This window comes from Cecembia lonarensis LW9, from assembly GCF_000298295.1.
GTDB lineage: Bacteria > Bacteroidota > Bacteroidia > Cytophagales > Cyclobacteriaceae > Cecembia > Cecembia lonarensis.
Window position 1 is genome coordinate 17273 of the sequence record NZ_AMGM01000053.1, and the last position, 13610, is coordinate 30882.

General features: G+C 41.7%; 9 protein-coding genes. 8 read left to right on the forward strand and 1 reads right to left on the reverse strand.

The features are described 5' to 3' along the window. The first annotated feature begins 14 nt into the window (after positions 1-14). Entirely contained in the window at positions 15-2783 is a 2769-nt protein-coding gene (locus tag B879_RS14660; RefSeq protein WP_009185982.1) for a putative LPS assembly protein LptD, read from the forward strand. 5 nt (positions 2784-2788) lie between these two features. Here the strand turns inward: B879_RS14660 and B879_RS14665 are convergent, their stop codons facing one another. Next, positions 2789-3937 carry an acyltransferase family protein gene (locus B879_RS14665; RefSeq protein WP_009185983.1) on the reverse strand — a complete coding sequence of 383 codons (1149 nt, stop codon included), beginning with the start codon at positions 3935-3937 and terminating at the stop codon, positions 2789-2791. 159 nt (positions 3938-4096) lie between these two features. Between B879_RS14665 and B879_RS14670 the strand changes: the two genes are divergently transcribed. The 7 genes from B879_RS14670 (at position 4097) to B879_RS14700 (ending at position 12982) form a co-directional block, all read left to right on the forward strand. Next, positions 4097-6670: a family 20 glycosylhydrolase gene (locus tag B879_RS14670; RefSeq protein WP_009185984.1), complete on the forward strand. Its 2574-nt coding sequence runs from the start codon at positions 4097-4099 to the stop codon at positions 6668-6670. A 135-nt stretch (positions 6671-6805) separates the two neighbouring features. Beyond that, complete coding sequence (locus B879_RS14675) at positions 6806-7885, forward strand: efflux RND transporter periplasmic adaptor subunit (protein WP_009185985.1); 1080 nt, start codon at positions 6806-6808, stop codon at positions 7883-7885. A 2-nt stretch (positions 7886-7887) separates the two neighbouring features. Next, on the forward strand, positions 7888-9147 hold the full coding sequence (locus B879_RS14680; RefSeq protein WP_009185986.1) for an ABC transporter permease: 1260 nt from the start codon (positions 7888-7890) through the stop codon (positions 9145-9147). 1 nt (position 9148) lies between these two features. Then, positions 9149-9832, forward strand: a complete 684-nt coding sequence (locus B879_RS14685; protein ID WP_009185987.1) for an ABC transporter ATP-binding protein — start codon at positions 9149-9151, stop codon at positions 9830-9832. 173 nt (positions 9833-10005) lie between these two features. Beyond that, positions 10006-11013: a fasciclin domain-containing protein gene (locus tag B879_RS14690; RefSeq protein WP_009185988.1), complete on the forward strand. Its 1008-nt coding sequence runs from the start codon at positions 10006-10008 to the stop codon at positions 11011-11013. 99 nt (positions 11014-11112) lie between these two features. Continuing rightward, positions 11113-11517, forward strand: coding sequence for a serine hydrolase (locus B879_RS14695; RefSeq protein ID WP_009185989.1), 405 nt, complete (start codon positions 11113-11115; stop codon positions 11515-11517). Positions 11518-11563: 46 nt separating this feature from the next. After that, positions 11564-12982: a Glu/Leu/Phe/Val family dehydrogenase gene (locus B879_RS14700; RefSeq protein ID WP_009185990.1), complete on the forward strand. Its 1419-nt coding sequence runs from the start codon at positions 11564-11566 to the stop codon at positions 12980-12982. Positions 12983-13610: the final 628 nt, after the last annotated feature.

Below are 13610 nucleotides of genomic sequence, written 5' to 3' on the forward strand. Positions count from 1 at the left end.
ATAGAGATAAATAAGTGCGTAATACTTGTTCAGGATTTTACTTCCTTCTTCTGACGCTCTGGGCTTTTTTACCCCAAAATGCCTTTTCTCAGGATCGAGGTAGGGTATTGGAGCCAGAAAGAAGAATTGCTGCACCTGATAGTATCTTGAATCCAGACACCTTGGTTTTCCCTAATTTGGATTCCCTGCTCATTATTCAAGACACGTTACCCAAAACAGATACCACCAAAGTGGTACCTGAGAGTGATATTCAAACCACTATCAATTATTACGCCGAAGACAGTATTATTACGGATTTTACCCAAAATAAGGTTTACCTATACAATGATGCCTGGTTTGAATACGGTCAAATCCGGTTGGATGCGGACCTTATCATAATCGATTGGGAAAACAGTGAACTTTTTGCATCCGGTATTACCGATAGTTTGGGAAATGTCCAGGGCAATCCGATTTTTAAGGAAGGCAATACCACGTATGAAATCCGTAAGGAGATGCGTTACAATTTCAAATCCCAAAAGGCCATCATCAAAGATGTGGTTACCGAACAGCAGGATGGATTGCTCAGGGGTACTACCATCAAAAAAGACCGGGACGGCAGTATTTACCTGGACAAGGGCTATTATACTACCTGTAACCTAGAGACTCCCCACTGGCATATATCAGCCGGGAAAATCAAATCCATCAGGGGTAAACAGGTGGTTACAGGGCCTTTTAACCTTTATTTCAATGACATACCTACGCCGGCAGGACTCCCCTTTGGGATTATTCCGGATACACCTGACGAGAAAGCCTCCGGAATTGTATTTCCATCCTATGGACAGGAAAGGGTGAGGGGCTTTTTCCTGAGGAATTTCGGGTATTATTTCGCTTTCAACGATTATGTACATACCCGGGTGACCGGCGATATCTATTCCTTGGGCGGTTATGGGGCCAAGGCAGCGACCATATACAAAAAGCGCTACCGTTTCAATGGTTCTTTTGACCTTGATTACCAAAGGTTTCAAAGTCCGGAGACCGAGCTCAACCCATTGGACTACAATACCATCTGGGTGAGGTGGTCTCACCAACCCGAGTCCAGGGGTAATTCCAGATTCTCTGCATCCGTAAATGCCGGTACGACCAACTATAACAATGTGGTCATCAACCCGACTAATTTCTTGACCAACGTCAACTCTGAATTTTCATCCAATATTGCTTACAGTAAAACTTTTCAGGGTACCCCTTTCAGTATGTCTGCCAATTTAAGGCATTCTCAAAATGTACAGACTGATGAGGTCAACCTGATTCTGCCTGATATCGCAATCAACATGAACAGGCAGAACCCTTTTCAGAACGTTCGGTTTGAACCTTTAAAAACTTTGAACGTAGCTTGGAACTTTAACCTGCAAAACTCCATCAACAACAGGATTACCCCTACCTTTGGTGTGCAGAATGAAGCCTTGAGACAAAATATTGGTGAGTTTGATATTGCGCAACCCAACGTTTTGCCATTCAACCTGGCCAATTTACCCCAACTCTTGGCTGATGCGGATAACGGTGCAAGAAACACCATTCCCATCACTTCCAATTTTACCTTGTTCAAATATTTTACCGGTACGGCTTCCATGAATCTAACAGAGCTATGGTACCTGGAGCGGATCAATTTCTTTTATAACCCTGTGGAAAACCGTGTGGACAGAATCCTGGAAAATGGCTTCAACAGGGTGAGTTTTTTCAATAGTTCCTTTAACATGAATACCAACGTCTATGGTTTTTATAATTTCAAGGGAAGTAAAAAAATAGAAACCATCCGACACCATATGCAACCTTCTATTGGTTTCAATTATACGCCTGATTTTTCCAATCCTGCTTTTGGATATTATCAGCTGGTACAGGTGGATGAGTCAGGTAGACAACAGCTGTTTTCGCGTCACCAAGGATTTATTTTTGGCGGGGCTCCGTTGGGTGAGTCAAGGGCCATGAGTTTCAATTTGAGGAATGTGGTAGAAGCAAAAATTAAAACTGATACCGAAGGAGATGAAGTAACAACCAAGAAAATTCCATTGCTTCAGTCGCTTAATATTTCCACCAGTTACAACTTTGCGGCGGACTCATTTAATATGGCTCCAATCAACTTGAATACCCGTACTTCATTTTTTGATGATCAATTATCTGTCAACCTTTCCGGAAATATTGATCCCTATGCCAGACGTACCTTTACCAATACCCAAGGCCAAACCTTAGAGCGAAGGGTCAATGATTTTGCCTGGCGTAACGGGCAAGGTATCGGTACCCTCAGGTCATTGCAGATGAATATCAATGGTACCCTTAATCCAAGCCAAAATACCCGCACACCGGGAGAGGTTAGGGAAGATATCACCAATGATTTCCTTCAACAAGGGGGGATGATGAACGAATTTGTGGAAGAGGAAATCAATAGAATTGTCAATGATCCATCTCAGTACATTGATTGGAGTATTCCATGGAATTTGGGTTTTGGTTTTAACATCGCCTACAATCGGGCCCAGTCCGGACAGACCAACATCACCTCAGCATTGAACATTAATGGAGATGTAAAAATCTCCGATAAATGGAAGGTCAATTTTAACGGTGGCTATGACCTGATTACAGCTCAGATTACACAGACCATGATCGGTATTGCCAGGGATTTGCATTGCTGGCAGATGAACGTCAACTGGATTCCTTTTGGGCGCTTTACTTCCTACAATGTGGATATCCGGGTGAAATCATCCATTTTACAGGATTTGAAAGTTTCCAGAAGAAGGGCCTTCTTTGATTTTTAAAGGTTTTAAACCTTGATGTAGATTTTCTTCCTGTCCATCCACAAGCCGACCAGCCAAATCAGCAGCATATAGACAATGGAAAAAAGCAAAGAAGCATCTTTTGGACCTAACCAGGAAGTGAACAGGCTTTCATAAATCAGTCCTTTAATACTTTGACCTCCGACCCTTATCGCATAAAATAAGGAAATCAGTACGCCTGATAGTACGTAAAGGATCAATGGGTTTCTGCCAAATACTTCAAAGGGATAGGTCCAATTTCTTTTTTGCCAAACCTCAATGACCAACATAAGGAATCCTATCAAAAACAGGTCTAAGCTTATGGTAAGCAAAACATAAGGGCTTGTCCAGATTTTTTTGTTGATCGGGAAGGCCATGTCCCAAATCAGACAAGCTACCAAAAGGATAATACCCCAAATTACCATTTTCTTGACGGTTCCGGTGTTGTTTCCTGAATCCTGAATGAATTTCCCAACCAGGAAACCTGCGATGACATTCACCACAGAGGGGAAGGTGCTGAGTATGCCTTCTGGGTCAAAAGGAATACCTTCTCCCATGTACAGGTTTTTTGCTCCAATGAGCCATAGGTCCAGTTTCAGGGCTGCATTGCCTGTGAGGGAATAAGGATCGTCAGCGTTTCCAAATAAATACATGACCAGCCAGTAGCCTAAAAGTGTTGCAGCACTGTAAATCAACGCCCCTCTTTTACCAAGGTAATAAAGTATCAAAGCTGCCAGCATGTAGCAAAGCGCGATGCGCTGTAAAACACCTAATAACCTGACTTCCGACCAATTGATCATGCTGTAGCCCGATTCCGGGTTGTAGTTGACAAAAGGAAAAGCGTTAAGAAGCCAACCTATCAAAAAAATCAAGAGGGTTCTTTTGAAAACTTTTTTGAGAAAAACCTGCTGCCCCATACTTTCCAGCTTTTTCATGCTGAAGCTCATGGCATTACCCACCACAAAAAGGAAAGTTGGGAAAATCAAATCGGTAATGGTAAATCCATGCCAATCGGCATGCATAAAAGGGGCATACATGTGTGACCAACTTCCAGGTGTATTGACCACGACCATCAGGGCAATGGTCAATCCTCTCAATACATCTAATGCCAAATAACGTTCTTTAAAAGGAACACCTAAATTCTGTGCTGGACTCATAGGTTATTAAGAATTTTTGCTTGGGTTGATAAGTTTTGCGAAAATATAGAATATTAGAGTTGATTTCGCTAATAAAATAATGTATAATAGCTATATGAATTGATGAAATAATATTTTGGCTTTTGTCAAAATAAGCCCTTCACATCAAATGCTCACCCTATGAAAACTGCCTATCCTTTTCTACTGTTGCTTTCAATCGTTTTTGTATTGGGTTGTACACCTTCAAAAGAGGAGGTTGGGTCACACTTCCTTCATATGCATTGGGAGCTTTTGGAAAATGAAGTTCAGCCCAAACCTAGACATGTGGCGAAATGGGTAATCAGTAATACAGGGCAGACCCCTTTGCTGCCAGAATGGAGCATATTTTTCAACACCATTTTTCTTTCTTTAAGCCCAGAAATCCTATCCGGTGAAGTGATCATTAAACATCTTTCAGGTGATTTCTTTCAGTTGGTTCCTTCGGAAAATTTCCCCACCCTTCAACCTGGTGAAAGTCATGAAATCATTTATGCATCGGGAGATTTTTTGACCAAAAATTCACATGCGCCTCATGGACTATATGTGGTATTTGATGGTGACGAAGTTGGTATTCCGCTTGATCATTCTCAAAAGCCTTTTTCTATAGATCAACAGCTGCGGTCTGTGGAAGGAACAGAGATACCTATACCCAGTGCCGGATATTTATTTCAGCAAAACGCTGGATTAAGCCTTTTGAAAGCTCACCAATTCAGTCCTATCATTCCTACACCCAAAGCATACAAATGGGGTGATGGCGTTCTGGAATTAGATGGGGATATCAGTTTGAACCCAGGGCCTTTTGGCAAGTCAGCGGATCAATTTATCAGATTGTTGCAAGGGAATTACCAAGGTAATATCCGCATTGTGGAAAGTGAAAATGCCATCATTTCTTTAAAAAAAGCAGATCCCCCTTTGGGGGATGAAGCTTATCTGTTGTCAGTGGGTGATCATGTACAGATTGAAGCTTCTACTGAGGTTGGGGCATTTTATGCTTTTCAAAGTCTTATCTCGTTACTACCATGGGATTTCTTTTCAAGAGAACAAGAGAAGCTTCACTTCCCAAAAATTGATATTCAGGATGCTCCAAGGTTTGCCCACAGAGGCTTGTTTTTGGATGTAGCCCGAAATTTTCAGCGCAAAGAAGCAGTTTTGAAATTGCTGGATTTAATGGCTTTTTATAAACTCAATGTCTTTCATATCAATTTGGCCAACGATGAGGGCTGGCGGATTGAAATTCCCGGATTGCCTGAATTGACGGAAGTTGGAAGTAAGAGAGGCCATTCTAAAAATGAATCAGATTTCTTATGGCCTTATTATGGGTCTGGGCCGGATTGGGAAAACTCTTCCAATGGAACAGGTTATTATACGGTTTCTGATTTTAAAGAAATTTTGGAATATGCACAGGAAAGACATATTGAGGTCATTCCCGAAATCGGTGTTCCTGCCCATTCCCGGGCTGCTATTCTTGCAATGCGCAAAAGATACCGTGAAAAGATGAATGTGGGAGATGAAGCTGGCGCTTTGGAATACCTATTGGAGGATTTTGAAGATACATCCACTTACCTTTCTGCTCAAAATTTCAGAGGGAATACCATTTGTATCTGTCAGGAATCAGCCTTTCGCTTTTATGAAAAAGTGGTAGACGAAATTTTGGCCATGTACCATTCTGCTGGTGTACCAATCCGCACCTTTCATACCGGTGGAGATGAAGTGCCGAAGGGCGTGTGGGCCGGTTCACCTGTATGCAAATCCTTTATTGAGGCTTCCCCTGAAATAACTTCTGTGCATGACCTTTCCAATTACTTCTACAAAAGAATCAGTAAGTTATTTATAGAGAAGGGACTCCAAACTGCAGGTTGGGAAGAAATCGGACAGATGGAAAGGGAGGAGTCAGGAAAGCAGATCGTACGGCCTAATCCTGAATTTGCGGAAGCAGGATTTCGGGTTTATGCCTGGAATGCGGTCGCAGGCTGGGGTGGTGAGGACATGGCCTATCAGCTGGCCAATGCAGGCTATGAAGTGATTATTTGTAATTCTTCCAATATCTATTTTGACTTGGCCTACAACTTGGATCCCGACGAACCTGGTCATCAGTGGTCGGGCTATGTGGACTTGAAGACCGCGTGGAGGATGGTGCCGCTCAATAATTTTATTTCCAATGATGCAGACATGTACGGTAGACCTATTGACCCTGAGGCATTGGCCCAAGGAAAAATGAGGCTCACGGAAAGGGGAAAATCCAATGTCAAGGGCATTCAGGGACAGTTGTGGACAGAAACGGTCAAAGGACAGGACATGATGGAGTATTATTTACTTCCTAAAATGCTGGGTCTGGTGGAGCGGGCCTGGGCAACTGACCCTGATTGGACAGGGATTAATGATGCCGAGAAGCGGTCAGCAGCAAGGGAGGAAGATTGGAATAAATTTGCCAATGCAGTAGGACAAAGGGAAATCCCAAGATTGGATTTTTTGTTTGGTGGTTTTCAAACCCGTCTTCCAAAGCCGGGTGCTATCATTAAGGATGGTCTCTTACATGCCAATGTGGAGACCCCTGGATTACTTATAAGGTACACCCGAAACGGTACAGAGCCGGAAATGCATTCACCATTGTATTCTGCCCCTATGCCTGTGGAGGGGAAGATTTACCTGAAAGTATTTACGCCTTCGGGTAGGTCTGTAGGAATGAGTATTATTGAAAAAAACCATCAATATTGAAACGTCAAGTAAAAGTTGTTTTTTTTATAATGGAGACAAATGCTTTCTTTTTATGGATAGAGCGCTTGATTGTTTTCCCAAAATTTATTTTTTCATCAAATACCCCTTATTTTTAGTATGAAGAAACCAGAAACTATGAGACATTGGGTCTATTTATTGTTTTTCATTGTTGTATTGCTAACCTCCTGTAGAAAGAAGGAAGATACAGTGTTTCCTTCAAGGGAAAACATTTCCGAATCGGTTTTTGCTTCGGGATTTGTAAGGGCCAAGGATCAATACCGGGCTTTTGCCAACACTAGCGGGATATTAAAGGAATGGTATCTGCAAGAAGGAGATGAGGTAAATCCGGGAGATGTGATTTTAGAGATCAGCAATGAATCTGCCCGCTTAAACAGAGCATCTGCACAATTGGCTAGGGACTTTGCAGACCAAAGAGAAAATAAGGCGAGACTTAGAGATTTAGAAATCAACATAGATTTGACCAAAGCCAAATATGAAAATGATTCGCTGTTGTTGGAAAGACAAAAAAAATTGTGGGATCAAGGAATAGGGAAGGCTATTGATTTAGAGCAGCGGCATCTGAATTTTGAAAATGCAAGGACAGCCTACAACTCGGCTAAATTAAGGTATGAAGACCTGAAAAGGGAAATAGCCTTTAATGAGAAAAATGCAGGCTTGAATTTGGCCATTTCCCAGTCCTTGGAAAGTGATCTTTTTTTGAAAAGTAAAGTAAAAGGCAAAGTTTATGCTTTGTTGGTGGAGAAGGGGGAGATAGTCACCCCACAAACGCCTTTGGCAGTAATTGGCAGTGCAGAAGAGTTTATTTTGGAAATGCAGGTAGATGAATATGACATCACCAAAGTCAGCGCAGGTCAAAGAATTCTTGTAACATTAGACAGCTACCGAGGAGAAGTTTTTGAAGCTGTGGTGACCAAAATCAATCCTATCATGGATGAAAGAAACAAGAGCTTTACTGTGGAGGGTGAGTTTGTCAACATGCCTGAAACCCTATATCCAAATTTGAACTTTGAAGCAAACATCATTCTTCAATCCAAAGAAAATGCTTTGACCATACCCAGGAGTTATCTATTCAGGGAGCGATTTGTGCTAGACACAAAGGGGGATACTCTGCCCGTAGCAATCGGCATTAAAGGCTATCAAAAAGTAGAAATCCTTAGTGGTATCAATGAGCAAAACCAACTTAAAAAGCCTTAGAAATGCGGTTTTCCCTGATCATTGAAATAGCGAGGGCATTGATGACAGCGAGAATCAAGCAGACTTTGGTTGCTGCCGTAGGTGTAACTTTTAGCATTACCATGTTTATTGCCTTATTGGGTTTTATGAATGGTCTCAATGACCTTTTGGATGGGCTAATATTAAACAGGACTGCCCATGTTAGATTTTACAATGATATCAAACCCAATGAGCAACAGCCTTTAGACCTGTCCGAGGAATTTAAAGACTGGTTCAATGTGATTCGTTCGATCAAACCGACAGTCAGTAGGGTGAGCATATATAATAATGAAGCCATTATTAGAACTTTACAAGCGGATAAAAGGGTACTGGGAGTGGCGCCCAAGATTGCGGTCCAAGGATTTTTCAATGTGGGCAATGTGGATCTCCCTGCGGTTTTGAACGGGATTGCTGTGGAAGAGGAAGACAGGTTGTTTGCTTTTAGCGATTATGTGGTGGCAGGAGATTTTATGGATTTGAAATATTCGGCAAATAGCATCATTTTGGGGAAGGGGGCTGCAGACAAAATGATGGCTGATTTGGGTGACTATGTACAACTGACCACTGCCCAAGGAAATCGGGTCTTGTTAAAGGTTGTGGGTTATTATCAATCAGGAATTGGTGAATTGGACAATCTACAGTCTTATGTGTCTTTGAATACGGCACAGAAAATGATCGGGGAGACTTCCTCCTATGTTACTGATATTCAGGTAAAGTTATATGATTTTAACCTTTCCCCTGGATTGGCAAGGGAATACAGTTCCATTTTTGGAATTGATGCAGATGACATTCAGACCGTGAATGCACAGTTTGAAACAGGTTCTCAGATTCGGTCCCTGATCAGTTATGCGGTCGGGATTACCTTGCTGGTGGTTTCGGGTTTTGGAATCTATAACATTCTCAATATGATGATTTATGAAAAAATGGATACCATTGCCATTTTGAAGGCTATAGGTTTTTCAGGTTCAGATGTGCGGTATATTTTTATCACCATCGCGTTGGTTATAGGATTTGTTGGCGGATTATTGGGTTTGATTTTTGGATTCATTGCCTGTTTGGGCATTGAGCAAATTCCTTTTGAAACAGAAGCTTTGCCTACCATTAAAACATTCCCTGTAGATTTCAGTCCCAAGTATTATTTGATAGGAGGGGTGTTTAGTTTAATCACTACCTATTTTGCCGGATTTTTTCCTTCGCAAAAAGCAAGTAGCGTAGATCCTGTAGAAATCATCAGAGGAAAATAAGATGGAAAAGAAAAAGGTCATTGAAGCCCAAAAAATCAACAAGTTCTTTTTCAGCCCTACCAAGACTCAGGTATTGAGGGAAGTTTCATTTTCAGTAAACAAGGGAGAATTTGTCTCAGTAATGGGCAAGTCAGGATGTGGCAAGTCTACCTTACTCTATATCCTTTCAACGATGGATACAGATTATGAGGGAAAACTATTTTTGGATGACCAACTTATTACAGGCCAATCTTCAGAAAAACTTTCACGGTTAAGAAATGAAAAAATTGGGTTTGTTTTCCAGTTTCACTATTTGATCCATGAATTTTCCGTTTTGGAAAACGTGATGATTCCCGGTCTAAAGCTCAACCGGAAATCCAGGGAGGAGCTAGAGTACATAGCCTTGGAGAAGCTTAAAGTTTTTGAAATGCAGGACCATGCGCTCAAAAAAGCCAATCAGTTATCAGGGGGACAAAAACAACGTGTTTCTATTGCAAGGGCACTAATGAATGATCCTTTGATTATCATGAGTGATGAGCCAACAGGAAATTTGGATAAGAAAAACTCTGATTTGGTCTTTGGTATTTTCAGGGAGTTGGTGGTGGAATTTCAGCAAACCATGTTGATGGTAACCCATGATTTGGAACTTGCTGCCAAAACAGACAGGACCATTGAGATGGAAGATGGGAGGATCATATCTGCATAGATTGCTGGGATATTTTTACTGTCGAAAAAAATTTTTCTTTTTACAGTTCAACCTTTTCATTATACAGTTGGGCCTTACAATTGCACAGTTTATTGGGTTGCCGAAACATTTTTTTTAACCTGAGTGTTAGATCATTATGTAATACATATTTCCATTAACAAAAAACAAAAAACATGACACTAAACCAGATTAACCTCAAGCTGGCAGGATTGATTTTATTCGTCGCTGCCTTTAGTTTTTCCTGTTCGGATATGGAGCAGGACGCGCCTTATGCAGCAGATGCTGAAGAGTTGTTTTCCATTCCTGAAGTATTAAAGTCCATGGAAGATGGTTTGGATGATGCTTCGGAAATCAATGCAAGGAGAAGTGCGGGTGCTACCTATGCTACTTTTAATGCCGCCTTGGGTAGTTCAGGCTTGGCCTCTGTTTTTGCAAGAAATGAACTGACCGTTTTTGCACCTACAGATGCTGCATTTGCGGCTTTGGGTTTAAATCCTGGAAATATAAGAAGACAACCCAATCTAAAAGAAATTTTGTTGTATCATGTGGTTGGTGGAACTGTGCTTTCAACTGATCTTTCCAATGGTTTTGTGCCAACAGTAAATGGAGCGGCAGTAGAAATCAATTTGGATGGCGGTGCAACCGTAAAGGGTGCAGGTAATGAGACTGGTTCAAATATCGTGATGACGGATAAAAGGGCAAGAAATGGTGTGATTCATGGTATTGATCAAGTGTTGTTGCCTCCTACTGAAAATATTGTGGAGATTGCTTTAGGTAACGATGACTTCTCGATTTTGGTGGATGCAGTCGTTGCGGCAGGTTTTGTGGATTTGTTGGCCACTACCAACAACTTGACTGTATTTGCGCCTACAAATGATGCTTTTGTTGCACTTTTGGAGGAACTAAATTTTGACTCTTTAGAAGATTTGATTGATGAAGAAGATGGCATTGGAATAGCAGGCTTACAAGTTGTCTTGGCTTATCATGTATTTGCTGGTAGGGTATTCTCCAGTGATTTGTCTAACACTACCATCACCATGTTCTCAGGAGACGAAGTAACCATTGATGTTTCTGGACCGAGTTTGATTGATGCCAATGAAAGAATTTCTGGCGTTATAGCAACAGATATTCAGGCAACCAATGGTGTAATTCATGTGATTGATAAAGTAATCTTACCATAACTTTATTACAGTTAGAACAAAAAAAGCCGGATGTTCCCGGCTTTTTTTGTTTATTCAACTGAATCTTCTATTAAAATTCTTATTTAATTTTCAGGTACTATGCGGATTCATGTTGTCATTTTTTTATTGCTTTCAATTATGCTGGGAATGGCATGTAGTGAATCAGAGAAATTGCCGGATGATAACTTAGCATTGTATTTCCCTCCGGTTTCCGGAAACTGGGAACAGGCAGATCCAGTGGCCCAGGGTTGGAATCTTAACAATTTGCAGGACTTGAAAGTAAACTTAGATCAAAATGGTACCAGGGCATTTATTATTTTGGTCAATGGCAGGATAGTGGTGGAGGAGTATTTTGGCAAGCGTCTGGTAGGGAATTTGGATTTTGATCAAAATAGTCAATGGTATTGGGCCTCAGCAGGGAAAGTGCTCACGGCAACTTTAGCAGGGCTTGCCCAAAAAGATGGTTTCCTCGATATTAATCATCCCGTAAAACCTAGATGTTAGCCCAAACGTTTGTATTTTAAATTTTCGCACCAAAAAAACCTTTTTTATGAGCAAGAAGAAAAATTACAGCCTGTTTGATGATGTTTGTGGATTTGTGGATGAAGCGGCATCGCTGATGGATATTCATCCCGGTTTACTGGATCAGATCAAGCAATGCAACAGTATTTACAAGTTTAATTTTCCTCTAAAAAATGATGATGGGACCTATCAAGTAATCAAAGGCTATCGGGTACAACATTCCCACCACAAGCTCCCGGTAAAGGGGGGTATACGGTACAGTACCCATGTGGATGAAGAGGAAGTCAAAGGCTTGGCCGCACTGATGACTTATAAATGTGCTTTGGTGAATGTGCCTTTCGGAGGGGCTAAAGGAGGTGTCAGTATAGATCCCACCAAGTATACGGAATTGCAATTAGAAAGAATCACACGTCGCTACACGGCAGAGCTTATCAAGAAGAAGTCTATAGGCCCGGCTTTGGATGTGCCTGCACCAGACTACGGCACTGGTGCGAGGGAAATGGCCTGGATTGTAGATACATTTGAAGCTTTTAATCCGGAATTGATCAATGCCAAGGGCTGCGTTACCGGTAAACCGCTCTCTCAACATGGGATAGCCGGCAGGACAGAGGCTACCGGTCAGGGGGTGTTTTTCGGTATCCGAGAAGCGGTAAGTGTGGAAGAGGATATGGCAGAGCTTGGCTTGACCAAGGGCCTAAAAGGCAAAAAAGTAATTGTGCAGGGTTTGGGTAATGTAGGTTATTATTCTGCCAAATACCTCTCCGAAGCAGGTGCCAAGGTAGTGGGAGTTGCAGAATGGAATGGAGGGATTTGGGATGAAAAAGGTATAGATATTGATGCCCTGAAAGTATATCAGATGGAAAACAAAGGTTTCAAGGGTTACCCAAAAGGGGAGTTTATCGGTAAATCCAATGATTTACTGACCTATCCTTGCGATATATTGATTCCAGCTGCTTTGGAAAATCAGATTACCTCCGAAAATGCAGATAAGATTCAGGCAAAAATCATAGGAGAAGCAGCCAATGGTCCGGTGACCCAAGAGGCAGAGAAAATTCTGGTGGAAAAAGGCATCATGGTCATTCCTGATATGTACCTGAATGCCGGTGGTGTGACCGTGTCTTACTTTGAGTGGTTGAAAAATCTCTCCAGGGTGTCTTTCGGTAAGTTGGAAAAGCGTTATGATATGGAGAAATACCGGAAATTAATGGGTACCATTGAAAATGCAACGGGAGAGGAATTTACTGATGAGGAAAAAGATGCTTTGATTAAGGGCGCTTCTGAGCGTGATCTGGTCCTTTCCGGGTTGGAGGAGACCATGGTAACGGCTTATCATGACATGAATCAAAAAAGAAAAGAAAAGGATATTAAAAGTTTGAGGACTGCCGGTTTTATTTTGGCCTTGGAGCGTATTCAGACCAGTTATTTGGATTTGGGGATATTCCCTTGATAGAAAGGAAAAAGGGGAAAGGGAAAAGGAAAAAGTGTTGGAGCTTTGAGGGTAGGAGGGAACGTATATGTAGCCGTCATGCTGAGATTTTAAAATTTGGCATTTACAGAAAGGTAATGACATCTAGCGAACCGTCATGCTGAGCAGAGCTTGCGGAGTCGAAGCATCTCCTAAACTATGGGAGATTCTTCGCTCTTTCCTCACTCAGAATGACGGTTACTCCTATCTGTCAATGGTAGACGGAGCCTGCGGAGTTGAAAGCCTGCCCCGTAGTATTACGGGGAATCTCCCATAAAATAGGAGACCCCCCGAAAGCATCGGGGCAGGCTTTCGCTTCACTCAGGGTGACGGGCGTGAAGTTCTGTCAATGGTAGAATTCAACATTTAGGAAAATGTTCAGAAAAAGAAATGACAGTCATTGAAGCTTGATCCCTCTCTACCGCAGAGGGACATTTATGGCATATTTTTTTTAACCACATAGGAGAAGATAGCACACATAGCTTCCCAGTATCAACCGGTTGATTTTAAAAACAAAGGTTTGCTGCTACCCTGCTATGTTTTCTATGTCGTTATGTGGCGGATTTTTTCAACCCCAAACATAGTATATATAGTTTTCCATAAGCCAACT